The 25,171-nt window shown below is 61.2% G+C and carries 17 protein-coding genes; 13 read left to right on the top strand and 4 right to left on the bottom strand.

All coding sequences use genetic code 11. The annotated features are described in order from the left end of the window. Window positions 1-38 precede the first annotated feature (38 nt). The 11 genes from IPK09_02545 to IPK09_02495 all read left to right on the top strand — a co-directional run bounded on the left by IPK09_02545 (window position 39) and on the right by IPK09_02495 (window position 13,893). Window positions 39-1,010: a TRAP transporter substrate-binding protein gene (locus IPK09_02545; protein ID MBK7982494.1), complete on the top strand. Its 972-nt coding sequence runs from the start codon at window positions 39-41 to the stop codon at window positions 1,008-1,010. A gap of 156 nt (window positions 1,011-1,166) precedes the next feature. Then, a complete protein-coding gene (locus tag IPK09_02540) occupies window positions 1,167-1,613 on the top strand; it encodes a TRAP transporter small permease (GenBank protein MBK7982493.1) in 447 nt (148 codons plus the stop codon). After that, the gene (locus tag IPK09_02535; protein MBK7982492.1) at window positions 1,604-2,896 is read left to right on the top strand and encodes a TRAP transporter large permease; all 1,293 of its coding nucleotides are present in this window, start codon (window positions 1,604-1,606) and stop codon (window positions 2,894-2,896) included. Before IPK09_02540 ends, IPK09_02535 begins: the two co-directional genes overlap by 10 nt. A gap of 213 nt (window positions 2,897-3,109) precedes the next feature. Beyond that, a complete protein-coding gene (gene uxaC / locus IPK09_02530) occupies window positions 3,110-4,525 on the top strand; it encodes a glucuronate isomerase (GenBank protein MBK7982491.1) in 1,416 nt (471 codons plus the stop codon). Next, window positions 4,525-6,057, top strand: a complete 1,533-nt coding sequence (locus IPK09_02525) for an altronate dehydratase (GenBank protein MBK7982490.1) — start codon at window positions 4,525-4,527, stop codon at window positions 6,055-6,057. The genes uxaC and IPK09_02525 overlap by 1 nt, the downstream gene beginning before the upstream one ends. Window positions 6,058-6,080: 23 nt before the next feature. Next, a complete protein-coding gene (locus IPK09_02520) occupies window positions 6,081-6,707 on the top strand; it encodes a bifunctional 4-hydroxy-2-oxoglutarate aldolase/2-dehydro-3-deoxy-phosphogluconate aldolase (GenBank protein ID MBK7982489.1) in 627 nt (208 codons plus the stop codon). A gap of 80 nt (window positions 6,708-6,787) precedes the next feature. Further along, window positions 6,788-7,888, top strand: coding sequence for a sugar kinase (locus IPK09_02515; GenBank protein ID MBK7982488.1), 1,101 nt, complete (start codon window positions 6,788-6,790; stop codon window positions 7,886-7,888). 75 nt (window positions 7,889-7,963) lie between these two features. Beyond that, complete coding sequence (locus IPK09_02510) at window positions 7,964-8,821, top strand: D-hexose-6-phosphate mutarotase (protein ID MBK7982487.1); 858 nt, start codon at window positions 7,964-7,966, stop codon at window positions 8,819-8,821. 49 nt (window positions 8,822-8,870) lie between these two features. Beyond that, window positions 8,871-9,317 carry a YhcH/YjgK/YiaL family protein gene (locus IPK09_02505; protein MBK7982486.1) on the top strand — a complete coding sequence of 149 codons (447 nt, stop codon included), beginning with the start codon at window positions 8,871-8,873 and terminating at the stop codon, window positions 9,315-9,317. A gap of 45 nt (window positions 9,318-9,362) precedes the next feature. Beyond that, window positions 9,363-11,408 carry a phosphate acetyltransferase gene (pta, locus tag IPK09_02500; GenBank protein MBK7982485.1) on the top strand — a complete coding sequence of 682 codons (2,046 nt, stop codon included), beginning with the start codon at window positions 9,363-9,365 and terminating at the stop codon, window positions 11,406-11,408. Window positions 11,409-11,517: 109 nt separating this feature from the next. Continuing rightward, entirely contained in the window at window positions 11,518-13,893 is a 2,376-nt protein-coding gene (locus tag IPK09_02495) for a glycoside hydrolase family 3 C-terminal domain-containing protein (GenBank protein MBK7982484.1), read from the top strand. Between the two features lie 48 nt (window positions 13,894-13,941). Here IPK09_02495 and IPK09_02490 read toward each other — a convergent pair whose 3' ends face one another. After that, entirely contained in the window at window positions 13,942-15,753 is a 1,812-nt protein-coding gene (locus tag IPK09_02490) for an RNB domain-containing ribonuclease (GenBank protein MBK7982483.1), read from the bottom strand. A gap of 402 nt (window positions 15,754-16,155) precedes the next feature. On the opposite strand from IPK09_02490, the gene IPK09_02485 reads away from it, so the two are divergent. Together IPK09_02485 and IPK09_02480 are read left to right on the top strand one after the other, a co-directional pair. Beyond that, entirely contained in the window at window positions 16,156-17,688 is a 1,533-nt protein-coding gene (locus IPK09_02485) for an acyl-CoA carboxylase subunit beta (GenBank protein MBK7982482.1), read from the top strand. Window positions 17,689-17,699: 11 nt separating this feature from the next. After that, complete coding sequence (locus IPK09_02480) at window positions 17,700-19,685, top strand: acetyl/propionyl/methylcrotonyl-CoA carboxylase subunit alpha (GenBank protein MBK7982481.1); 1,986 nt, start codon at window positions 17,700-17,702, stop codon at window positions 19,683-19,685. Between the two features lie 163 nt (window positions 19,686-19,848). On the opposite strand, the gene phaC is transcribed toward IPK09_02480, so the two are convergent. From phaC to pepN, 3 genes are all read right to left on the bottom strand, one after another. After that, complete coding sequence (gene phaC / locus IPK09_02475; protein ID MBK7982480.1) at window positions 19,849-21,666, bottom strand: class I poly(R)-hydroxyalkanoic acid synthase; 1,818 nt, start codon at window positions 21,664-21,666, stop codon at window positions 19,849-19,851. A gap of 165 nt (window positions 21,667-21,831) precedes the next feature. Then, entirely contained in the window at window positions 21,832-22,296 is a 465-nt protein-coding gene (locus IPK09_02470; GenBank protein ID MBK7982479.1) for a phasin family protein, read from the bottom strand. Window positions 22,297-22,425: 129 nt separating this feature from the next. Continuing rightward, a complete protein-coding gene (gene pepN, locus IPK09_02465; protein ID MBK7982478.1) occupies window positions 22,426-25,089 on the bottom strand; it encodes an aminopeptidase N in 2,664 nt (887 codons plus the stop codon). Between the last annotated feature and the right edge of the window lie 82 nt (window positions 25,090-25,171).

Below are 25,171 nucleotides of genomic sequence, written 5' to 3'. Positions count from 1 at the left end.
TACTGCTCAATGTATTACAACCAAAGAAGGAAAAACCAATGAAAAACATGACCAAAGCTCTTGTCGCCGCCGTCGCCATCGCGCTGGCCGGCGTCGCGCAAGCCCGCGATTTCCGTTCGTCCGACACGCATCCGGCGGATTATCCGACCGTGATGGGCGTCAAGTTCATGAGTGAACGGCTGAAAGAGCTTTCCGGCGGCAAGATGGGCATCAAGGTGTTCCCGGATAGCAAGCTCGGCCAGGAAAAAGACACCATCGAGCAAATCAAGATCGGGGGTCTCGACATGATCCGAGTCAACGTCGCCCCGCTCAATAACATCGTCCCGGAAACTCTGGCGCTGGCGATGCCCTTCGTGTTCCGCTCCAAGGACCACATGCGTAAGGTGCTGGACGGCGCCATCGGCGATGACATCCTCAAGGCGATGGAAGCGCAAGGCTTCATCGGTCTGGCCTATTACGACAGTGGCGCGCGGAATTTCTACACAGCGGCCAAGCCAATCAAGAGCATGGCCGACATGAAAGGCATGAAGCTGCGGGTACAGCAATCCGATCTGTTCGTGGCCATGGTCGAAGCCTTGGGCGCGAACGCCACCCCGATGCCTTACGGCGAAGTGTTTACCGCCCTCAAGACCCATCTGATCGACGGGGCCGAAAACAACTGGCCGTCCTATGAATCGTCCAGTCATTTTGAAGCCGCCAAGAATTACTCCTTGACCGAGCATTCGATGGCTCCCGAAGTGGTGGTGTTCTCCAAGAAGATTTGGGACACCCTGACCCCGGACGATCAAAAACTAATCCGGCAAACCGCCAAGGAATCGGTCGCCGAGATGCGCAAGCTGTGGGACGAGCGCGAAACCAAGGCCCGCGCCAAGGTGGAAGCGGCGGGCACGCAGGTCTTCAAGGTGGAAGACCGCGAAAAGATGGTCGAGGCGATGAAGCCAGTCTATGACAAGTTCGCAGCCGATCCCAAGATCAAGGATCTGGTGAAGCGGATTCAGGATACCAAATAAAACGATTGGGCGCGGCGGCGTTATCGCGTCGCGCCCTTTCCTGCACCGCCCACGCTTCCCCGCAGGACCACACTTATGGAACATCAAACCGACTCAGAGGCTCGACCCTACGTCAGCGGCTTGAGCAAATTTAATGCGTTTCTGGCGCGCTACGCCATGTATCTGGGGGTCATTGGCTTACTCGCCATTGTCGCCATCGTCGTTTATCAAGTCTTTGGCCGCTATGTATTGAACCAACCGCCGACCTGGGCCGAAAGCTTGGCCCTGGTGCTGGTGCTCTATGTCACCCTGTTCGGCGCGGCCGCCGGGGTGCGAGACGCGGGCCACATCGGCATGGAGTCGCTGCTGGTGCTGCTGCCGGACAAGCTCCGCAACCAGGTCGAGCTGCTGATTCATATCCTGGTCATCGCCTTCGCGCTGGCCATGATCTACAACGGCCTCGTGCTGGGCACGCAGGCGAGCTACAAGATTCCGAACCTTCCCTTACAAGAATGGGTGCGTTACGTGCCGCTGGTGCTGGGTGGAATCATGATCATCCTGTTTTCCATCGAACACATCCTGGCCGCCCTCAAGGGTGAAGAGGTGATTCCGTCATGGCACTAACCATTCTCTGTCTGACCTTTCTGCTTTTTCTGATCCTCGGCGTACCGGTGGCGTTCGCCATCGGCTTGTCGGCGATTTGCACGATTCTCTACGAAGGGCTGCCGGTGGCGGTGCTGTTTCAGCAGATGATGTCGGGGATGAACATCTTTTCGTTCCTGGCGATTCCCTTCTTCGTGTTCAGCGGCGAATTGATGCTGTATGGCGGCATCGCCGATAAGATCGTGCGCTTTTCCGAAGCGCTGGTGGGACACATTCGCGGCGGCCTGGGCCTGACCAACGTGGTGGCCTGCACCCTGTTTGGCGGTGTCTCCGGCTCGCCGGTGGCCGACGTGTCGGCGATGGGCGCGGTGATGATCCCGATGATGAAGGACAAGGGCTACGATCTCGATTATGCGGTCAACGTCACTACCCACGCCTCACTGACCGGCGCGTTGATGCCGACCAGCCACAACATGATCATCTACACCTTGGCCGCTGGCGGCACCGTCTCGGCGGGCGCGCTGATTCCGGCGGGCATCGTGCCCGCGATCCTGCTGATGGTCTGCTGCTTGGTCGCCGCGTATTACGTCGCCATCAAGCGCGGCTATCCGGTCGGCGTCTTTCCCGGCTGGCCGGTGGTAGCGCGCAGTTTCGCGGCGGCGGTGCCGGGTCTGTTGGTGATCGTCATCATTCTGACCGGCATTCTGTCGGGCGTGTTCACCGCCACCGAATCGGCCTCGGTCGCGGTGGCTTATTCGATCATCCTGACTTTCTTCCTGTATCGGACGATGACCTGGGGGAACTTCCTCAAGGCGGCCGCCAAGGCGGTCAAGACTACCGGCGTGGTGCTGTTGTTGATCGGCGTTTCCACCATGTTCCAGTATCTGATGGGCCTGTATGAAGTGGCGGAGTTGATGGGTTCGTTCCTCAAGGGGATTTCGACCAACCCCATCGTCATCTTCTTGATGATCAACCTGCTGTTGTTCATCCTCGGCACCTTCATGGACATGGCCGCCACCATCCTGATCTGCACGCCGATTTTCCTGCCGGTGGCGATGGAAGCCGGAATGCATCCGGTGCAGTTCGGCATCGTGATCCTGCTCAACTGCGCCTTGGGGCTGAACACCCCGCCGGTGGGCACCACCCAGTTTGTCGGTTGCGCCATCGCGGGTATCTCGGTCGGTCAGGTGATGCGCACCATTCTGCCGTTCTACGGCGCGTTGTTCGCCACCCTGATGCTAGTCACTTACGTCCCCGCGTTTTCGCTGACCTTGCCGCGAATACTTGGCGTGATTCATGGCTGATTCCAGGCTAAACCGCATCGTCCTCGCCCCCCTGCCCCGGCGGCGGCGGGACGGGCGAGCCGGGAAATTTAAGTGCTTGCATAAAGAACCCTCACCCCCAGCCCCTCTCTCCCAAGGGACGAGGGGAGTTGTCGGATAGGTTTTAAAAGACTTTCGTTATCGTTGGCGCCGCCGACGGGCTGGCGGCCGGATTGACACGAATCGGAGCGCATCATGGCTAAACCGTTTATGGACGAGGATTTTCTCCTCGAAACCCCGACCGCGCGCACGCTCTACCACGAATACGCCGCGCCACAGCCGATTCTCGACTATCACTGCCACCTGCCACCTGCGGAAATCGCCCAGAACAAGCAGTTCCGTAACATCACCGAAATCTGGCTCGGCGGCGACCATTACAAATGGCGCTTCATGCGCTCGTCTGGCGTGACTGAAGATTTCATCACCGGCGATCAACCCGATCAGGCCAAATTCCGCCGCTTTTGCGAGGTGCTGCCGCTGGCCGTCGGCAACCCGCTGTATCACTGGTGCCATCTGGAATTGCGCCGCTTTTTCGGTACCGACCTCGTGGTCAGCGCCGAGACTGCTGATGCGCTCTGGGAAATCTGCAACACCAAACTCAAGCAACCCGAATTTTTCGCCCGTGGCTTGATGCAAAGCGCCAAGGTGCGCGGCGTCTGCACCACCGACGATCCCATCGACGATTTGGCCAACCATGCCGCCATCGCCGCCGACCAGAGTTTCTCAATTAAGGTGCTGCCAACCTTTCGGCCCGACCGCTCCTTCAACATCGACCGCGCCGATTACGCCGAGTACCTCGCCAAGCTGGCCGAGGCGAGCGGCATTCCGATCAACCGCTTCGCCGATGTCCGTAAGGCGTTGAGCGCCCGGCTGGATTACTTCGCCGAGCGCGGCTGCCGCCTGTCCGATCACGGCATCGACATCGCCATGTTTTATGAGGAAGCGACCGAAGCCGAACTCGATGCGATCCTCGCGCGCCGTTTGGAGGGTGCGGCGCTATCGCCCAAGGAAATCGAGCAATACAAAACCGCTGTGCTGCTGCATGTCGGCCGCGAATACGCCCAGCACGATTGGGCGATGCAGTTGCACCTAAGCGCGCTACGCAACAACAACGCCCGGATGTTCAAACAGCTCGGCCCGGATACCGGCTGGGATTCGATCAGCGACGGCTTGGTGGCGGCCAAGCTCTCCCGTTATCTCGACGCGCTCGATGCCGATAATCGGCTGCCGCGCACCATCCTCTATGGCCTGAATCCGATCCATAACGAGGTGTTGGGGACGATGATCGGCAATTTCCAAGACGGACGGGTGCTCGGCAAGATGCAATTCGGCTCCGGCTGGTGGTTCAACGACCAGAAGGACGGCATGATTCGGCAGCTGACCGCGCTGGCCAATCTTGGCAACCTCGGCGCGTTCGTCGGGATGCTGACCGATTCGCGCAGCTTCCTGTCCTACACTCGCCACGAGTATTTCCGCCGGATTCTGTGCAACCTGATTGGCGGCTGGGTGGAAAACGGCGAATACCCGCAGGATTGGGCGCTATTACAGCGGATCGTCGAAGGCATCAGCTACGGCAACGCCAGCCGTTACTTCGGTTTAGGAACCGACTGATGAGCGCGCTTTCCCCCATCATCCGCTTGCACCCGCAAGACGATGTGGTGATCGCCCGTCGCCAACTGGTCGGTGGCGAGCGCATCGCCGAGGAAAATCTGATGGTGGCGGGTTTGATTCCACCTGCCCATAAAGTGGCGACGCGAGCCATCACCCAGGGTCAGCCGGTGCGCCGTTACAACCAAATCATCGGCATCGCCACCCAGGACATCGAAGCCGGACAGCATGTCCATACCCAAAATCTGGCGATGGCCGAATTTGCCCGCGACTACGCTTTTTGTGTGGACGCCAAACCTACCACGTATGTGGCTGAACCGGCGACGTTTCAGGGTATCGTCCGCGCCGATGCTCGGGTGGCGACCCGCAATTTCATCGGTATTTTGAGCAGCGTCAACTGTTCCGCCACGGTGGTGCGCGCCATCGCCGATCATTTTCGGCACGACTTCAATCCGGCGGCGCTGGCCGACTTTCCTAACGTGGACGGCGTGGTGGCGCTGACCCACAGCGGCGGCTGCGGCATCGATCCACAAGGGCCGGGCTTGGCGCTGCTGCGGCGGACGCTGGCCGGTTACGCTCATCATCCCAATTTCGCCGCCGTGCTGTTTGTCGGCCTCGGCTGCGAAACCAACCAGATCGGCGGCATTTTCCAAGCGCATAACCTCAAGGAAAACGAGCGGCTATGCACCTTCACCATTCAAGACAGCGGCGGCACTGCCAAAACCGTCCGGCGCGGCATCGAAGCGATCCAGCAGATGCTGCCCGCCGCTAACGCCGTCACCCGCCAAGCCGTACCCGCCAGCCATTTGACGGTCGGGCTGCAATGCGGCGGTTCGGACGGCTATTCCGGCATCACCGCCAATCCGGCGCTGGGCGTAGCGGTGGATTGGCTGGTGCGCCACGGCGGCACGGCGATTCTGTCGGAAACGCCGGAAATCTACGGGGCGGAACATCTGCTGACCCGCCGCGCGGTGTCGCGCGAGATCGGCGACAAGCTCATCCGGCGGCTGGCGTGGTGGGAAGACTACTGCGCCCGTAATCACGCCGAATTGAACAACAACCCCTCCGCTGGCAACAAGGCGGGCGGGCTGACCACCATCCTGGAAAAGTCGCTGGGCGCGGTCGCCAAGGCGGGCACTACCAACTTAGTGGAAGTCTACGAATACGCCGAGCCGGTCGCCGCTAAGGGTTTCGTGTTTATGGACACGCCCGGCTACGACCCGATGTCGGCCACCGGTCAAGTCGCGGGCGGCGCAAATCTGGTCTGCTTCACCACCGGACGCGGTTCCGCCTACGGCTGCCAGCCCACGCCCTCGCTGAAGCTGGCGACCAACACCGCGCTATGGCAACGGCAGCAAGAAGACATCGACCTCAACTGCGGCGAGATTGTGGATGGCACAACCACTATCGCCGAAGTCGGCGCACGTATTTTTCAACGGATGCTGGATTGCGCATCCGGCCAGCCCTCGAAAAGCGAACTGCACGGCTACGGCCAGAACGAATTCGTGCCGTGGCCCATTTCGGTCGTAACCTGACAACTTTCAAAGCGAGTTATTTCATGAACGTCCTCGAAGTCATGCGCACCGGCCCGGTGATTCCGGTTATTGCGATTGAAGAGCTAGCCCATGCGGTGCCGCTGGCCAAAGCGTTGGTCGCGGGCGGGGTGCGGGTGCTGGAAGTCACCTTGCGCACCGCCGTCGGCCTGGATGCGATCCGCGCCATTGCCAAAGAGGTGCCAGACGCCATCGTCGGCGTGGGCACCCTCACCCGCCCGGAAGAATTCGCCAAATCGTTGGACGCGGGCGCGCGCTTCGGCGTCAGCCCCGGCTTGACCCCAAGCATGATTGAAGCTGCTCATCAGACCAAGCTGCCGCTGTTGCCTGGCGTATTTACCCCCTCCGACGTCATTGCCGCCCGGCAGGCTGGATTTCAGCAATTGAAACTGTTCCCGGCCCAGCAAGCGGGCGGTATTGGCATGTTGAAAGCGCTCGGCGGGCCATTCCCAGATGTGCTGTTCTGCCCAACGGGCGGTGTGTCAGTGGACAATGCCCCGGATTTTCTGGCGCTGCCGAATGTGGCCTGTGTCGGCGGTTCATGGCTGGTGCCCAAAGCGGCGATGGTGGCGGGTGATTGGGGCAAGATTACGGCGCTGGCGAAAGAGGCAAGCGCGTTGAAACCGCGCTGAATGCGACCTCTCCCCTGGCCCCTGTCCCAAAGGGAGAGGGGATCGGTGACGCCTAAATTTAAGAAGATGAGGATACGGAAATGGCTGAGTTGACTATCAAATCCGCCGCCGAAACCAAATGGGATTGCGCCTCGTTCGGGGAAGTGATGCTACGTTTCGATCCGGGTTTCGGCCGCGTGCGCAACGCTCGCTCTTTCCAAGTCTGGGAAGGCGGCGGTGAATACAATGTCGCCCGCGCCATGCGCAAGTGCTGGGGCAAGCGCGCCGCCGTGGTAACGGCGTTACCGAAAAACGACCTGGGCTGGCTGGTGGAAGATTTCATTATGCAAGGCGGCGTCGATATGTCGCACGTCATCTGGCGTGACTTCGACGGTCTGGGCCGCAACACCCGCGTCGGCTTGAATTTCACCGAAAAAGGCTTCGGCATCCGTCCCGCCTTGGGCTGTTCCGACCGGGGCCATTCGGCGGCCTCGCAAATCCGTCCCGGCGAAGTGAACTGGGAAAAACTGTTCGGCGAGGAAGGGGTGCGCTGGTTCCAGACCGGCGGCATTTTCGCCGCGCTGGCGTCGAATACCGCCGAAGCGGTGCTGGAAGCGGTGCAGGTCGCCAAGCAATACGGCACGGTGGTCGCCTACGATCTCAACTTCCGCGCCTCGCTGTGGAAGAGCCAGGGCGGCAAGGAAGGCGCACAGCGGACCAACCGCGAAATCGCTAAATACGTCGATGTGATGATCGGCAATGAGGAAGATTTCACCGCTTGTCTGGGCTTCGCGGTGGAAGGGGCCGACGAGCATCTGACCAACATCCAAACCGAATCTTTCGCCAACATGATTAAGACGGTGGTGAAGGACTATCCGAACTTTAAGGTCGCCGCGACCACGCTGCGCAACGCTAAGACCGCCACCGTCAACGACTGGGCGGCCATCCTTTGGTATGACGGCAAGATCTACGAGTCGATGAAGCGCGATAACCTGGAAATCTACGACCGGGTGGGCGGCGGCGACGGCTTCGCTTCCGGGCTGGCCTACGGCTTTCTGGAAGGCAAAGACCCGCAAGCGGCGGTCGAGTACGGCGCGGCCCACGGCGCGCTGGCGATGACCACGCCGGGCGACACCTCGATGGTGCGGGTCGAGGAAGTCGAAGCGGCGATGAAAGGCAAAGGCGCGCGGGTCATCCGCTGAGAGTCCCAAGGGCGGCTAGCCGGTAGCATCCCTGACAACTTCATGATGTGGGTCCGAACCGACAGGAGGCTCATTTTGAATTCCTCTTCCGTTTCTCCCGCCATCGCTCCCGGCGCTGGCAATCTGCCCAAGCTGACGCTGCTGGCGCCCGATAGGGCGCAAGCTGAGATTTACCTTTATGGCGCACATGTCACCTCGTGGATTCCGGCGGGCGGCGCGGAACGGCTCTTTTTGAGTCGCCGGTCGCAATTCAGCACCGGCGCGCCGATTCGCGGGGGCATTCCGGTGGTCTTCCCGCAGTTCGGCATGATGGGGCCGTTGCCCTTGCACGGGCTGGCGCGGCTGATGGCGTGGGAGTTGGTTAGCGCGGAAGTCGTCGGCACGAGCGCGCGGGCGATCTTGCGCCTGGGCGATACCGATGACCGCTGGCGGCTTTGGGCGAATCCCTTCCACGCCGAACTGACAGTTGCGGTCGGCGGCACGCAATTGGCGGTGACGTTAGCTGTGAGCAATACCGGTACTGAAGCGTTTTCGTTCACCAGCGGGTTTCACACGTATTTCGCCGTCACTGACTTGGCCGCCGCTTCGGTCGAGAATTTGGCGGGCTTGCGGTACCGGGACGCGGCGGCGGGCTGGACCGATCATCAGCAGGACACGCCGCGTCTCGGTTTCGACGGCGAAGTCAACCGCATCTACTTCAATGCGCCAGCCGAATTGCGGCTGATCGAACCGACTCGAACCACCCGGATTCAAGCCGCTGGCTTCCCGGATGCGGTGGTGTGGAATCCGGCGGCGGCCAAGTGCGCGACCATGACCGATATGGAACCGGACGATTATCAGCGCTTCGTCTGCGTCGAAGCGACCGCGATCGTCGATCCGATACGCCTGGCGCCCGGCGCGCGTTGGCAAGGGACTCAAACGCTGGTGGCTTGAACTTAATGCCGACAATCGGCCCAAACCCCTTCCACTCCGAGCGAATGCCATGATCGTCGATCATCTTGCTAATGCCGAACGCTACGCCGTCCTGGGTCCGCCGTTCAAGCAAGCGTTTGATTTCCTGCGGACCACCGATCTGAAAGCGCTTGCAGCGGGCCGTCATTCCCTGGCGGGCGATGCCTTGTTCGCGTTGGCGCAGAGCTACCACACCAAACCCGCCAGCGAAGGCTTCTGGGAAGCGCATCGCCGCTACATCGACTTGCAGTTCATCGTCGAGGGCATCGAACGCATCGGCTACGCCCCGTTGCACCGCATGACGCTGGAATCCCACGACGGAAGCCGCGATCTTTCGCTACTGCACGGCGAAGGTGATTTTCTGACCCTGACTGACGGTTGCTTCATGCTGCTGTGGCCCGAAGACGCCCACATGCCGGGGCTGCAAGCCGAGCAAGCCGGGCTCGTGCGCAAGATCGTGTTCAAGATCTCCGTCTGAGCATTTTCCTAATTTTATTTTAATTTTAATGACTTATTCCGAATTATGCAGATTTTTTACCTCATCCCGATCCGTCAGAACGTCGGTTTGACCTCCGTTGCTCTCGGATTGGTGCGCGCCCTGCAACATCAAGGTTTCCGAGTGGGCTTCACCAAGCCAGTCGCGGAGGACCATACCGCCAACGAGCACTCAACCCACTTCGCCCGCACTATTTGTCTGGTCGAAACCCCCGACCCGATATCGATCACCCTGGCCGACGAGCGGCTGGCGGCGGGGCTGGAATCGGAACTGCTGGAAGAAATCGTCGGTTTGTGTATGCGCGCCGCCGAAGGCAACGACGTGCTGGTGACCGAGGGAATGCACACCGACGCCATCCATCCCTTCACGCCGCGCCTGAACGCCGAGATCGCCCGTAGCCTGAAAGCCGAAATCGTTCTGGTCGCCAGCGCCAAGCATGGCAACGCGCTGGAGGAGATCAAACACATGGCGTCGCGGATGAGCAAGGTCGGTTGCCACATTGCCGGCGCCATCATCAACAAGGCCCCACCCTCGTTCGATGTCGAATCCGCCCGCGAGGCGTTGGATGACATTACGCTGTGGGGAGTGGTGCCTTACAATCCGACGCTGCTGGCGCCGCGCACGCTGGATGTGGCGCGCCACTTGAACGCCCGCGTGCTGGTCGAAGGCGAAATCGCCACCCGCCGGGTGCTGGAAACCGTCATCACCGCCCGCTCCGCCGCCGAGATGATCCATCGTCTCACCCCCGGCGCCCTGATCATGGTGGCGGGCGACCGCGATGACGTGATGCTCGCCACCGCGCTGGCGGCCAGCAACGGCGTGCAACTGGCCGGCCTGATGCTGACGCACGGTTCGGAAATCGATTCGCGGGTGCGTAAGCTGGCCTCGAAGGCGTTCGAGAGCGGCCTGCCCATTCTCAGCGTGTCCACCGACAGTTTCCTGACCACCCTCGGCATCCAGAGTATTTCGGGCGCGGTTCCCGCCGACGACGCCGCGCGGATGAACGCCGTGCTGGATAGCGTGGCGGACCAGCTTTGGGCCAGCGTGCTGAATGATAATGTCAGGATGCCCGCGTCCACCCAGATGTCGCCGCCCGCTTTCCGCTACCGGTTGATTCAGAAAGCGCGCGCCGCCAACCAGCGCATCGTGCTGCCGGAAGGTGACGAACCGCGCACCATTCGCGCCGCCGTCATTTGCACGGAAAAGGGGATCGCTCGGTGCGTGCTGCTCGGCAAGCGGGCCGCCATCCAAACCGCCGCCGCCGCCCAGGGCATCGCGCTGCCGCCCGGCTTGGAAATCATCGAGTCCGACACGGTGCGCGAGCAGTATGTGGAACCTTTGGTCGAGCTACGGCGGAGCAAGGGTCTCACCCCTGCCCAAGCGCGCGACCAACTCCAGGATACGGTCGTGCTGGGCACCATGATGCTGGCGCTGGAAGCGGTGGATGGGCTGGTCTCCGGGGCGATCCACACCACCGCCAACACGGTGCGGCCCGCCTTGCAACTCATCAAGACCGAGCCGGGGTCATCGATCGTGTCCTCGGTGTTTTTCATGTTGATGCCCGACCAGGTGCTGGTCTACGGCGATTGCGCCATCAATCCCGATCCCAACGCCGCCGAACTGGCCGAGATCGCCTTGCAGAGCGCCGCCAGCGCGCGGGCTTTCGGCGTCGAACCCAAGGTCGCCATGATCAGCTATTCCACCGGTAGTTCCGGCGCCGGAGCCGATGTGGAAAAGGTGCGCCAAGCGACCGAGCTGGCCAGGGCCAAGGCTCCCGATCTGCTCATCGACGGTCCGTTGCAATACGACGCCGCTTCCGTCCGCGAAGTCGGCCATCAAAAAGCCCCGGATTCCAAGGTGGCCGGTCAGGCCACGGTGTTCGTGTTTCCCGATCTCAATACCGGCAACACCACCTACAAGGCCGTGCAGCGCAGCGCCCACGTCATTTCGCTTGGCCCCATGCTGCAAGGCTTGAACAAGCCGGTGAACGACCTTTCTCGTGGCGCGTTGGTGGACGACATCGTATTCACCATCGCCCTAACCGCCATTCAGGCTCACGCCCGCAAGGCCTGAGTGGAGGGGAACATCCCGCGCGGGCAACCGACGGCTCTCTTGCCTATTTCAATAACCGCCCTGGTCATGCGACGCATCGGCCGACTCGTGCGACCAAAGGACAGACCCCATGAAAAAAAATGAGCATGTCTCTCAAACCCCCGCTGTATCTCTTGCAGCCGCACCGGCTTTTCCAAAAAAGCCGGCCTTGGCGGTCGCAGTTGGCCTGGCGCTGGCGGCCATTCAGCCGGGCGATGGCGCCCACGCCCAGGAGGGGTTGACGCCTCAAGCAGAAAACCTCCAACGGTCGGCGAAAAGACCGGAGATCGGTGCCCGCGTCAAGCCTGTTTTAACCGTCAAACGCCTGAAATTCAAGGATTCGAACGGCAACGGCAAGCTCGACCCTTACGAGGACTGGCGCTTGTCGGTCGATGGGCGCAGCAACGACCTGCTGTCGCGGATGACGTTGGAGGAAAAGGCGGGCATGATGCTGATCGACACCCTCAATGCGGAGGTGGGAGGCAAAACCGGGACCAGCGCCACCACCAACGCCGCGGATTACATCAACACCCAGTTGATGTCCCGCTTCATCTTTCGCAATCCGGTGACCGCCACCCCGGACGGCAAGCCGGGCGCCGGCTTTTCCGGAGCCCAAATCTCGCCGCTGGAGGCCGCGACCTGGACCAATACGATTCAAGAAATGCGGGAAGCCACGCGCTTGGGCATCCCCGCCATGTTCAAATCCAACGCCCGCAACCATATCGACCCGGACGCCCGCGCCGGCATCAACGAAGCGGCGGGCGCGTTCACCGCGTTTCCGAAGGAAGCCGGCATCGCCGCCGCCGCGCTGGGCGCGCAATCGGCCAAAACCCACAAACCGCCGACCGTGGGTGACATGGCGGCGGTCAAGCAGTTCGCCGAGGTCATGGGAGCGGAGTGGAAATCCATCGGCCTACGCGGCATGTACGGCTACATGGCCGACCTGTCCACCGAGCCGCGCTGGTACCGGGTGCATGAAACCTTCACCCAGGACGCCGACCTCGGCGCGAACATCCTCAAGACCTTGGTTCAGACCCTGCAAGGCAAGAAGATCAAGGACGGCACTTCGGTGACCAAAGACAGCGCGGTCGCGCTCACCGTCAAGCATTTCCCCGGTGGCGGGCCGCAAGAACTGGGGCTCGACCCGCACTACGCGCACGGCAAGGAGCAGGTTTATCCCGGCGGCCAATTCGGCTATCACCTCAAACCGTTCAAGGCCGCCATCGACGCCGGCGTCTCGGCGATCATGCCCTATTACGGCATACCCGTGAACGTCACCCATGAGGGCGTCGCTTACGATCCGGTCGGCTTCGCTTTCTCGCGGCAAATCGTGACCGACCTGCTGCGCGGCCAGCTCGGATTCCAAGGCTACGTGAACTCGGACACCGGCATCATCAACGACCGCGCCTGGGGCCTGGAAAACAAAACGGTACCGGAACGGGTCGCCACCGCCATCAACGGCGGCACGGAAGTGTTATCCGGCTTCCACACCAATCAGACCATCGTCGATCTGGTCAAGGCGGGCTTGGTCAGCGAGGCTCGGCTCAACGAGGCGGTGAAACGCCTGCTGAAAGAACAGTTTCAACTCGGCCTGTTCGAAAATCCCTACGTCGATGCCACGCAGGCCGCCGGCATCATCGGCAGCGCCGCCAACCGCGCCACCGGCTTGGACGTCCAGCGCAAATCCATCGTTTTGTTGCAAAATCAGGGGACCGCCGCCGACGCCAAGGTATTGCCGCTGAAGGCGGGGGCCAAGGTCTACATCATGGGCGACTTCACCAAGGCCAACGTCGAGAAATACGGCTACACGGTGACCGACGGCAACCAGCGGATCAACGGCGCGCGGCCGGTGGCGTCGGGTCACGATTACGCGCTGATTTCGGTGACGGCCTTGGTCAATCGGAGCGCCGCTGGGACCTACAAGAGCGACGATCCGGCCACGGGCCTCAACCCCAACCACCTCAAACCGATCAAGGCCGGCCAGCCGTACAATCAACCCTACGGCTCCGAGGACCGCTGCGTGGCGACCACCGCCTACGCGGATTCGGATAAAACCTGTTTAGATAATGGTTTGATCTTCGGCGGCGTGTTCCCGTGGGAGGCTGACAACCTGTCGTTTACGACGATGGCGGCTTCTCAGTCCTGGCAAATCAAGCCGTCGCTGGCGGATATTCAGGCGGTCATGAACGAGGTCGGACCGCAAAACACCATCCTGCACGTTTATTTCCGCCACGCCTTCGTGTTGGACGACGCCAGCGGCCTGAAAAACGCGGGTGCCATCGTCGCCGGCTTCGGCGTCAGCGACACCGCGCTTTTGGATGTGTTGAGCGGCAAGTTCAAACCGCAAGGCAGAATGCCGTTCGCCTTGGCCAATAACCTCCAGGCGGTGATCGACAACCAGCCGGATGTTCCGGGCTATCCGGAGAAGGACACGCTGTATCCGTTCGGCTTCGGTCTGAGCTATTGAGCGAATTCGGGCGGTTCGACCCTCTGGCCGAACCGCCCGGTTTCCGCCTCAGCGTTCCGCCCGAAAGCGCGCCACGCGCTCCGGCAAATCCACTCCGGTCGAGCGCAGCGGCACCACGCTATCGACCGACACCTCCTCCGCCACCTTCACCCGCGTCTCCAAGGCCAGCGACGGAATCAACACCGCGCCGCGCGGCTGCCGCTTCTCGACCAGCACGCTCTCGCCGCGCCAATCCGGATGCTGCTGGAGATAGACCATCGTCCAATGTTCCCGCGACAGGCGCTCGGCCCGCCGCACCCCCGCCGCCGCCGCTTCCGCCGCGCCGACTCGCTCGATGATGGCTTGGGCGTCCAGCACCGGGCCGCCGCGCAAAAACGCCCGCAACTGCTGGTGGGCGACCAAATCCAGATAGCGGCGCAGCGGGCTGGTCACCTGGGAATAAACCGCCAAGCCCAAGCCGCCGTGCGGGCCGGGTTGGCCGCTGTACTGACGCGGGCGCAGGCCGCGCCGCAGCGCGTGCATCGCCGCCAAGCCTGAGGGCGCGCGTTCGGGGTTATCGGTGGCGTCCTGGGTGGTGTAAGGAAACGGCAGCTCGCGTTCTCGCGCGAAGCGAGCGACTGCCTCGCCGGCCATCAGCATCGCTTCGGTCACCATCATCCGGCTGCGCAACCGCGCCAAGGGTTTGATGTGAACCCGGCCCCCGATTACTTCGATCTTGACTTCCGGCAAATCGATGAACACCGCGCCGCCGGCGCGACGGCGGGCTTGATAGCGTTCGGCAAGCTCGTAAAAACCGCGAAATGGCAGTTCATCCAAGCGCTCTTCCACTTGACCGTAGCTCAGGCGTTGCACCCGCACCCAACTGGGGGCGATTTCGACATCGGTCACCGAGCCTTCCGCATCCAACGTCAAACCGAACGACAGGGCTGGCGAGACTTCCAGCAGCCCCAATCCCAGCCGGTTGACCGCCGCTTCCGGCACCATTGGCACGGTGGTTTCTGGTAGATACAGCGTCGCTCCGCGCGCCCGCGCTTCCAGGTCAGCCGGGCTATCCGGCGAAATCAACGCGGCCGCATCGGCCACATGCACCCACAACCGGTCGCCGTCCAGGCTGAGCGCGTCGTCGGGATCGAGGTTGCCTTCATCGTCGATGGCGTAAGCCGGCAGCGCGGTCAAATCCAGCCGGGGTTCGTCGGGCAGAGGCGGCAATCCCACCGCCGGCGCCGTCAGCGTCGCGCCGACCCGGCGCGGATAGGGATTCATTCCGCCATCCCAATGGCCCAACCGTAAGAGCAAGGCGTGAGCTTTTTGCGGGTTCGGGTCGCAATCCAGCGCCTGAAGCACCCGGCTCTGCTCGCGTTGGCCCCAGGCCACTTCTTCGATTTCTCTCAGATACGGCGCGTCCTCCGGCGCGCACCGGCCCGCCCGCGCCCGATTGATGAAACCGGTCCACGCCTGCCGTTCCGCATCCTTCGCCTCGCGCGCGGCTCGCTCGCTCGAAACCTCCGCCAGCGGCCGGACGCTGATGGCTTGCGGTGAACCCTTGAAATACAAGCCCTCATCCACTAACCGCCACGTTGCCCAGGCGGTTGCCGGGGTATAGGTCCCATACACCAGTTCCGCCAATTCGGCTAAAGTAGTCTGACTGCCATCCAACAGCTCGCAAGCCGCCTCCACTTCACCGGCCGGTGCGTCCAGTTTTGTCAGATCCGCCAGCGGGCCCGGATGCAGCAGGACCACATCCTTGGGACGAACCCGCAATAGCCGGCCATCTTCCAAGGCGATTTCCAATTTCTCGCCGATGGCGGCGACGCGGGCTGGACCGCCCTTGTAAAGGACCAAGCTATTGTGCGGTATCATCTGAATGAGTGGGTGACCGAAGCCACATCAATCGTTGGCCGGCATCATTCGCCAACAGGAATCCGGGGATTGCGAAAATATCGATCCGCCGCTGCTAAAACGCTTAAAAACCCTATTATAATTGGCGGACCTAGCACCGGCGGTTCGTGACTTTATCACAACCCGACCCCAAGTCCAATAAAATGAAAATAATCAAGGAATTGGAAAAAAGCCCCGAACTGCCGACCGCACGGTTCGTCCCCTGCGCCGTCCGAGGTGTTACTTTCGGATCGCGCGCTGACCCACCCGCGCCATCCGTCCACGCCCCCTCAGCCCGGTCTTCCTGGCTCCGAGGAGCTGTCCCCAAGCTTTTGGCGCCGTTGGTTCGCCCCCGGCGTCTGCTTCAGTAAGGAGAGAGCGTTTATGCATGACATCATCAATCAATTAGAACAAAAACGCGCGGCCGCTCGACTCGGCGGCGGCCAGCGCCGCATCGACGGCCAGCACAAACGCGGCAAGCTCAGCGCGCGCGAGCGCATCGAGGTATTGCTCGACCCAGGCAGCTTCGAAGAATGGGATATGTTCGTCGAGCATCGCTGCAACGATTTCGGCATGGGCGACACGACTATTCCGGGCGACGGCGTCGTCACCGGCTATGGCACTGTCAACGGCCGGTTGGTGTTCGTGTTCAGTCAGGATTTTACCGTGTTCGGCGGCTCCCTCTCGGAAGCGCACGCCGAAAAGATGTGTAAGATCATGGATCACGCCATCAAGGTCGGCGCGCCGGTGATCGGCTTGAACGACTCCGGCGGCGCGCGGATTCAAGAGGGCGTGGCCTCGCTGGCCGGCTACGCCAACGTGTTCCAGCGCAACGTGATGGCGTCTGGCGTGATCCCGCAGATTTCGGTGATCATGGGGCCGTGCGCGGGCGGCGCGGTGTACTCGCCGGCGATGACCGATTTCATCTTCATGGTCAAGGACACTTCTTATATGTTCGTGACCGGTCCTGACGTGGTTAAGACCGTCACTCATGAGGAAGTCACCGCCGAAGAGCTGGGCGGCGCCATCACCCATTCCACCAAGTCAGGCGTCTGCGACCGCGCCTTCGAGAACGACATCGAAGCTTTGCTGATGCTGCGGCGCTTCATCAACTTCCTGCCGCCCAACAACAAGGAAAAACCGCCGTTCCGGCCGACGCCCGATCCCGCCGACCGCGAGGATTACTCGCTGGATACGCTGATTCCCGATAACCCCAACAAGCCCTACGACATGAAGGAGTTGATCCTGAAAGTCGTGGACGACGTGGATTTCTTCGAGATTCAACCAGAAAACGCCAAGAACATCATCACCGGCTTCGCCCGGATGGACGGCTGGCCGGTTGGCATCGTCGCCAACCAGCCGATAGTGCTGGCGGGCTGTCTGGACATCAAATCCTCGATCAAGGCGGCCCGTTTCGTGCGGTTTTGCGATGCCTTCAACATCCCGATCATCACCTTCGTCGACGTGCCCGGTTTCATGCCCGGCACCGCGCAGGAATACGGCGGCATCATCAAACACGGCGCCAAGCTGCTGTACGCCTTCGCCGAATGCACCGTGCCCAAGATCACCGTCATCACCCGCAAAGCCTACGGCGGCGCGTATGACGTGATGAGTTCCAAGCATCTGCGCGGCGACGTCAATTTCGCCTGGCCCTCCTCCGAAATTGCGGTCATGGGTCCCAAGGGCGCGGTGGAGATCATTTTCCGTCAAGATATTGGCGATGCCACTAAGATCGCTGAACGCACCGAGGAATACCGCAAGAAATTCGCCAACCCGTTCATCGCCGGGCATCGCGGTTTCATCGACGACGTGCTCATGCCGCATGGCACCCGCAGGCGCATCTGCCGTTCCTTGGCGATGCTGCGGGACAAGCAGCTCGAAAATCCGTGGCGCAAGCACGGCAACATTCCGCTGTAAAGGTGGGCACCATGTTCAAGAAAATTCTCATCGCCAACCGCGGCGAAATCGCCTGCCGCGTCATCAAAACCGCCCGTAAGATGGGCATCAAAACGGTCGCCGTCTACTCGGAAGCGGACAAGGATGCCTTGCATGTGGAGATGGCGGATGAGGCCGTGCTGATCGGCCCACCGCCTACCGCCCAGAGTTATCTGGTGATGGAGCGCATTATTCAGGCCTGCAAGGACACCGGCGCCGAAGCGGTGCATCCCGGCTACGGCTTCCTGTCGGAACGCGCGGCTTTCTGTCAGGCGCTGGAAAAGGAAGGCATCACCTTCATCGGGCCCAAGGTGCGGGCCATCGAGGCCATGGGCGACAAGATCACCTCCAAGATTCTGGCCAAGGAAGCCGGGGTCAATACCGTGCCGGGCTACACCGACATCATCAAGGACGGCGATCATGCCTTGCAGATCGCTCGCGACATCGGCTATCCGGTGATGCTGAAAGCCAGCGCCGGCGGCGGCGGCAAGGGGATGCGGGTGGCCTGGAACGACGCCGAATGCGTGGACGGCTTCGAGCGCGCCACCAACGAAGCCCGCTCCTCCTTCGGCGACGACCGGGTGTTCGTCGAGAAGTACATCGAAGAGCCGCGCCACATCGAAATCCAGGTGCTAGGCGACAGCCAAGGCAACATCGTCTATCTGGGCGAACGCGAATGTTCGCTGCAACGCCGCCATCAAAAAGTCATCGAGGAAGCGCCCTCCCCGTTCCTGGACGAGAAGACCCGCCGGGCCATGGGCGAACAGGCAGTGGCTCTGGCCCGCGCGGTGGATTACCAGTCCGCCGGCACGGTCGAGTTCATCGTCGACGCCAAGCGCAATTTTTACTTTCTGGAAATGAACACTCGCTTGCAGGTGGAGCACCCGGTCACCGAGTACATCACCGGACTGGATTTGGTGGAACAAATGCTGCGGGTCGCCGCCGGCGAGCCCCTCTCCTTCAAGCAGGAAGACGTCAGGCTGAAAGGCTGGGCCATCGAGGCGCGCGTCTACGCCGAAGACCCGTTCCGCAACTTCCTGCCTTCCATCGGCCGGCTGGTCAAGTACATGCCGCCGAAGGAAAGCGACGTGGTGCGGGTCGATACCGGCATTTACGAAGGCAGCGAAGTGTCGATGTATTACGATCCGATGATCGCCAAGCTGGTCACCTACGGTTCGACCCGCGACCGCGCCATCGCCCACATGCGCGATGCACTCAATCAATTCTTCATTCGCGGCGTCCAGCATAACATCAGCTTCCTGGCGGCCCTGATGGTGCATACCCGGTTCATGACCGGGCGGATCAGCACCAACATGATCGCCGAGGAATACCCCAACGGCTTCCACGCCACCGACGTGCCGCACGACGACCCGGCGCTGCTGATCTCCGTGGCCGCCTTCATCCACCGCAGCTACATGGATCGCGCCGCCCAAATCACCGGCCAGTTGCTCGGCCACGAGCGCAAGGTCAAGAACGATTGGGTGGTGCTGATGAACGGCCAGCACCATCCGGTGCACATCGATCCGGCTCCTGGCGGCTACGATGTGACGTACATGGATGAAGCTTACCAGGTGCGCAGCAACTGGGAGTTCGGCTATCCGCTGTTCAAGGGTACCTTGAACGGCACCGAAATCTGCATCCAGGTGGAACGGCGCGACATGATCTACCGGCTGTTCCACTGGGGATCGCAGGCCGATGTCATGGTGCTGTCGCCGCGCGTCGCCGACCTTCAGGCGCTGATGCCGGAGAAAGAGCCGCCGGATCTCTCCAAGTTCCTGCTGTCGCCGATGCCGGGCCTGCTGACCAAGGTCGCGGTGCAAGTCGGCCAAGAGGTCAAGGGCGGCGAGGAACTGGCGGTGATCGAAGCCATGAAGATGGAAAACGTCTTGCGCGCCGATCAGGATGCCAAGGTCGCCAAGGTCATGGCGGCGCCGGGCGACAGTTTGGCGGTCGATCAGGCCATCATCGAGTTCGAGTGATCCCAACCCCGGAGCGGGCTTGGCCCGCTCCGGCTTGAAAAAAAACCGGCCACCTCAGGGTGGCCGGTTTCGTTTCCGCGCGGGGAGCCTCCAACGAAGAACGGCCACCGTTATCGACGGTGACCGTTCTTTTAGCCGGCAACCCCGCTAAGCGGCGCTGAGATTACTTGATGAGCCGCATCTTGACATAGGAACCCGGCGCGTCTTCGATGACCGGCAATTTGCCCGTGCCCGGTACGCGGGCGGGCACCTTCTCGCCCGACAGCTTGGCCAGCCACTTGCTCCAATCCGGCCACCAGGAACCCTCGGTCTGCTTGGCTTCCTTCAGCCACTCCTCGGAATCCGTCGGGTGCTTGGGATTGGTCCAGTAGAAATACTTGTTGGCCGAAGGCGGGTTCATCGGGCCGGCGATATGGCCGGAACCGGCCAGTACGAACTTGACCGGGCCGCTGAACAGCAGGCTACCCATGTAGTTGGAAGCCCACGGCGAGATATGATCCTCGATGCCCGACAGGAAGTAGGCGGGCACCTTGACCTGACTCATGTCGATCGGCGTGCCCAACAGGGAAATGCCACCCGGCTCTTTCAGGCGATTTTTCTGATAGAAGTTGCGCAGGTAGAAGCTGTGCATCTTCACCGGCATCCGAGTGGAATCCGAGTTCCAGTACAGCAGATCGAAGGGGAACGGGTCCTTGCCGAGCAAGTAATTGTTGATGAAGAACGACCACATCAGATCGTTGGCGCGCAACATGCTGAAGGTGCTCGCCATTTCGGAGCCTTCCATGTAGCCCTTGGCCGCCATCCGCTTTTCCAGCGAGGCGATGGTCTCTTCATCGACGAAGACGCCCAGCTCGCCCGGCTGCGAGAAGTCGATCATGGTGGTCAGATAGCTGCCGGAGCTGATGCGCGGCGTGCCCTTGGCCGCCAGATAGGCGTTGGTGATGGACAGCAGCGTGCCGCCCAGACAGTAGCCCAGCGCGTTGACCTCCGACTCGCCGGTCGCCTTCTCGATGGCGTCCAGCGCCGCCAGCGGTCCATCCCGGAGATAGTTTTCGAACTCCCAATCGGCCATTTTTTCGTCGGGGTTGATCCAGGACATCAAGAATACGGTGAAGCCCTGATCGACGATCCATTTTACAAATGAGTTCTTGGGCCGCAGGTCCATGATGTAAAACTTGTTGATCCACGGCGGGAAAATCAGAAACGGTTTCTTGTGGACTTCCGGGGTGCTGGCATCGTATTGAATCAGCTGGATCATGCCATTTTCGAAGATGACCTTGCCCGGCGTGATGGCGATGTTCTTGCCCAGCTCGAAGGCGTTGAGGTCGGTCATCCGAATATTCAGCTTACCTTTGCCGCGCTCCAGATCGTCGAGCATGTTCTTCAGCCCGTTGATCAGGTTCTGGCCGCCGGATTCGATGGTGGTCCGCAGCACTTCGGGGTTGGTCAAGGCAAAATTGCTGGGCGACACCGCATCGACAAATTGCCGGGTGTAGAACTGGACCTTCTTCTTGGTCTGATCGTCCAACCCTTCCACGTCGGCCACGATATCCTGAATCCAGTTGGCGGCCATCAGGTAGGACTGCTTGATGTACGAAAACAGGACGTTATCCTTCCAGTCATCGTGCTTGAAGCGTTTGTCGCCCTTGGGCTCGCGCACCACCGCCTCCAGCGGCTGGCCGCCGAACATCGCGGGAAGCGCCTTCTGCCACAGTTCCAAGTAGTTCTGCCAAAGATTCGCCTGGGCCTGAGCCAGTTTGGCGGGGTCGGCCAGCATCTTTTGGGTCAGTTCCATGAAGGACTTGCCCAAACTCATCTGATCCTGCATGTCAAAAGCGCCATCGTTTTTCTGGCGGTTCAAAAATTCCTTGACGATGACTTGGCTTTTCTCGGCGATGTGGGAAAAGAGATCGGCCATCTCTTTCGGATCGGGCATTTTCAGCTCGGGCAATTTAAGTTCGGTTTTACTTTGCTCGGCCATGAATCACTCCTCAGGCGTTATGGTGGTTTGCTCGACAGGACGATATTTTAGCGACATTGGAGGCAGAGGGACAGCAGCGTGACCGAGATAAGCCAAAACCGGACAGACCATGGCGGTTATCCCGCATGGTCTGTCCGGAAAACAGCTAGAGCGTGGCGCGTTCGCTTACTTGGCCGCGACCAGCGTCTTCAACTCTTGCAGGCTCTCGGTGACGCGCTTGTTGATGATCGCGAACGCCTCGGTGTTGGACTTGCTGACCATCTCGGCCAGTTCGCGCATGTTGGCCAGCGCTTGTTCGAACGCCTTACGGACCAGTTCGGCCTGCCGGGTGGTCATTTCCTGGGGGTTGCTCGCGGCGCCGGCCAGCTGTTGCGCGACGGACGACACTTCGCCCATGGCCTGGCTCAAAATTTCAGCCTGCCGCTGCGCGACCGCTTGCATACCCTGTACGGCGGCTTGATTGGCGGCGTTGAGCGCTTCGATGTTCTTGCGCTGCGCCGTCATGATGGCTTCCATGTCGAAGCCGGGGATTTTGACGTCGCCGAGCATCTTGGTCATATCGTATTTGCTGAAATCGAACTTGCTGAAATCGACATTGGCGAAGGGGTTGAAAGGATTGGTCGCGGACATGGTTTATCTCCAAACAGCATTTTAGGTTGACAGTGTTTTGTGCAATGCAGCATCGATGGGCGTATTCTGCGCCTCCCCGTTTCGAGAGTCAACAGAATTTTTTGCAATGCAGCAATTTTATTGGCGCTCTCAAGGGTTCCTTCCCAAGCTTTTAACGGCGATCTCGTAAACATCTGGCGACAGCTCCGCAACGGCCAGGATTCGCTCCAATTGTGCCTGCATGTGGGCTTGGCGTAGCGGATCGTACTTGCGCCAGCGGGTAAAGGCGGTGATCAACCGCGCGGCGATCTGCGGGTTAAAGCGGTTTAACAGCACGATCTGATCGGCAAGGAAAGTATAGCCGCTGCCGTCGGCGGCGTGAAAATGCCAGGGATTGGCTTGGGAAAAGGCGCCGATCAGAGCGCGGACCTTATTGGGGTTGCGCAGGTTGAACGCTTCGTGAGCGGTCAGCGCCTCCACCGCCGCCAGGGTGTCCGGAACGCTGGCGGTCGCTTGCAGGCTCAGCCATTTATCGACCACCAGCGCCTCAGTGCGCCAGCGCTGGTAAAACGCGGCGAGCGCCTCGCCGCGTTCGGGACCTTCAGAGTGGGTCAACGGCGCCAGCGCGCCTAATTGATCGGTCATGTTGTCGGCGGAGCGGAATTGCTCCAGACACAGCGTCCTCGTCTCGCCATCGTCGAGCTGCATCAGATAATCCAGGCACACGTTTTTGAGCGCCCGCCGGGCCATGGCGGCGGAATCAGCCCGATAGCCGTTGCGGCCCTGATCCCGCAAGGCGACATAAGTGGCCAACAACGGCGCTCGCAACCGCTCCGCCAGGGTCCGCCTTAGGAAGGTGTGGGCGGCGTGGATGCCATCCACATCCACTCGCTCCATTTGTTCGGCCAGATAGCTTTGACTGGGCAGCGTCAGCACTTGAGCCAGCAGGGCGGGATCGGCGTCGGAACGCAGCGCCCGCTCGAAGGCGGCGCTGAACGATTCCGGCAGGGTCCACTCTCGCTGCAAGCGGCGCTCCTCGATCAAGGCCAACATCGTTCGGATCGCCAAGGTCTGGCCGGCGTCCCAGCGGTTGAAATCGTCGCTGTCGTGGGCCAGCCGAAAGCGCAGATCGGCGTCGCTTTCCCCGCCGGTCAACTTCACCGGCGCGGAAAACCCGCGCAGTAGCGACGGGACCGGGCGGACGGGCACCTCCACGAACTGAAAGACCTGTTCCACCTCTCGCAAGTCCACCACGCGGGTCGTGGCTCCCGACGCACTTGGCGCCCTTTCCCCCGCCAGCCGCAGCGGTATATCGCGCCCGTCGGCATCCAAAAGACCCAGCGCCAGCGGGATGTGAAAAGGCGCTTTGTCGGGCTGTCCGGGAGTCGGTGGGCAGGATTGCCGCACCGTGAGGGTATAACGGCGCGTTGCTGGATCGTATTCGTCACTCATGCTCAATTCCGGCGTGCCCGCCTGCTGGTACCAGCGCTTGAATTGGCTGAGATCGGCTTGGTTGGCGTCCGCCATCGCCGCCACAAAATCATCGCAAGTCACCGCTTGGCCGTCGTGGCGTTGAAAATACAGGTCCATGCCGCGCCGGAAGCCTTCCCGACCGAGCAGCGTCTGGATCATCCGCACCACCTCGGCGCCCTTGTTGTAGACGGTGACGGTGTAGAAATTGTTGATCTCGATGTAGGAATCTGGCCGCACCGGATGGGCCATCGGGCCGGCGTCTTGCGGGAACTGACTGCCGCGCAGGAGGCGCACGTCCTCGATCCGTTCGACCCCGCGCGAGCCGAGATCGGCGGAAAATTCCTGATCGCGGAATACGGTCAGCCCTTCTTTGAGGCTGAGCTGAAACCAGTCCCGACAAGTCACTCGATTGCCGGTCCAGTTGTGGAAATATTCGTGACCGATCACTCCGAGAATGCCCTGATAGTCGGCATCGGTGGCGGTCTCGGGCTTGGCGAGCACGTACTTGGTATTGAAGATGTTGAGGCCCTTATTCTCCATCGCGCCCATATTGAAATCGCCGACCGCGACGATCTGATATAAATCGAGATCGTATTCCAGCCCGAAGCGTCGCTCGTCCCAGGCCATGGCCTGTTTCAGCGACTGCATGGCGTGCTGGCATTGATCGAGATCGGACGGCTCGACATAAATGCGCAGATCGACCGCGCGCCCGGAACGGGTGAGGAAACGGTCTTCGATACAGTCCAGCCGACCCGCCACCAACGCGAACAGATAACAGGGCTTGGGAAAGGGATCATGCCAGGTGGCCCAGCGACGGCCGTCGTCCAGTTCACCGCCGTCGATGCGATTGCCGTTAGACAGCAGCACCGGATAGCGTGATGGGTCCGCAACCAAGGTGGTGCTAAACACCGCCATTACGTCGGGACGGTCGAGAAAGTAAGTGATCTTGCGAAAACCTTCCGCCTCGCATTGCGTGCAGAAATTGCCGTTGGATTGATAAAGCCCTTCCAACGACGCATTGTGTTGGGGATAAATCCGCGTGACCGCCGCCAGTTCGAAGGCTTCGGGCGGAGCTAACAGCGTCAGCCGGTCGGCCTCCAACCGGTAGCGGTCGGTCGCGAGGGGTTCGCCGTTCAAAGCCAGCGACAGCAGTTCCAAATCTTGCCCGTCCAGCGCCAAGGGCGCGCCGGGCGGCGTGGCCTCGGCCCGGACCACCGACAGCCGGGAATGAACCGTGGTGCTGTCCTCGCCTAACTCAAAGCGCAGTTCGATGGCGGGAATTCGATAAGCGGGCGGCGCGTAATCTTGAAGATAGGTCGTTTTAGGCGTCTCGATCACCATGCGGGCAACTCTCTTGCGCGGTGGTTTCAATCAAGCCGTCAGGTCGGAAGGTCGACGCCGCGCGTTCGGACCTCGGACCTCA

It is taken from the genome of Candidatus Competibacteraceae bacterium (genome assembly GCA_016713505.1).
Lineage (GTDB): Bacteria > Pseudomonadota > Gammaproteobacteria > Competibacterales > Competibacteraceae > Competibacter_A.
This window is presented reverse-complemented; position numbering and strand designations above follow the sequence as displayed.

What these genes read in the sequence shown, in the direction of transcription:
- IPK09_02545 (MBK7982494.1), top strand. Translation starts at nt 39, where the DNA reads ATGAAAAACATGACCAAAGCTCTTGTCGCCGCCGTCGCCATCGCGCTG.
- IPK09_02540 (MBK7982493.1), top strand. Translation starts at nt 1,167, where the DNA reads ATGTATCTGGGGGTCATTGGCTTACTCGCCATTGTCGCCATCGTCGTT.
- IPK09_02535 (MBK7982492.1), top strand. Translation starts at nt 1,604, where the DNA reads ATGGCACTAACCATTCTCTGTCTGACCTTTCTGCTTTTTCTGATCCTC.
- uxaC (MBK7982491.1), top strand. Translation starts at nt 3,110, where the DNA reads ATGGCTAAACCGTTTATGGACGAGGATTTTCTCCTCGAAACCCCGACC.
- IPK09_02525 (MBK7982490.1), top strand. Translation starts at nt 4,525, where the DNA reads ATGAGCGCGCTTTCCCCCATCATCCGCTTGCACCCGCAAGACGATGTG.
- IPK09_02520 (MBK7982489.1), top strand. Translation starts at nt 6,081, where the DNA reads ATGAACGTCCTCGAAGTCATGCGCACCGGCCCGGTGATTCCGGTTATT.
- IPK09_02515 (MBK7982488.1), top strand. Translation starts at nt 6,788, where the DNA reads ATGGCTGAGTTGACTATCAAATCCGCCGCCGAAACCAAATGGGATTGC.
- IPK09_02505 (MBK7982486.1), top strand. Translation starts at nt 8,871, where the DNA reads ATGATCGTCGATCATCTTGCTAATGCCGAACGCTACGCCGTCCTGGGT.
- pta (MBK7982485.1), top strand. Translation starts at nt 9,363, where the DNA reads ATGCAGATTTTTTACCTCATCCCGATCCGTCAGAACGTCGGTTTGACC.
- IPK09_02495 (MBK7982484.1), top strand. Translation starts at nt 11,518, where the DNA reads ATGAAAAAAAATGAGCATGTCTCTCAAACCCCCGCTGTATCTCTTGCA.
- IPK09_02490 (MBK7982483.1), bottom strand. Translation starts at nt 15,753, where the DNA reads ATGATACCGCACAATAGCTTGGTCCTTTACAAGGGCGGTCCAGCCCGC.
- IPK09_02485 (MBK7982482.1), top strand. Translation starts at nt 16,156, where the DNA reads ATGCATGACATCATCAATCAATTAGAACAAAAACGCGCGGCCGCTCGA.
- IPK09_02480 (MBK7982481.1), top strand. Translation starts at nt 17,700, where the DNA reads ATGTTCAAGAAAATTCTCATCGCCAACCGCGGCGAAATCGCCTGCCGC.
- phaC (MBK7982480.1), bottom strand. Translation starts at nt 21,666, where the DNA reads ATGGCCGAGCAAAGTAAAACCGAACTTAAATTGCCCGAGCTGAAAATG.
- IPK09_02470 (MBK7982479.1), bottom strand. Translation starts at nt 22,296, where the DNA reads ATGTCCGCGACCAATCCTTTCAACCCCTTCGCCAATGTCGATTTCAGC.
- pepN (MBK7982478.1), bottom strand. Translation starts at nt 25,089, where the DNA reads ATGGTGATCGAGACGCCTAAAACGACCTATCTTCAAGATTACGCGCCG.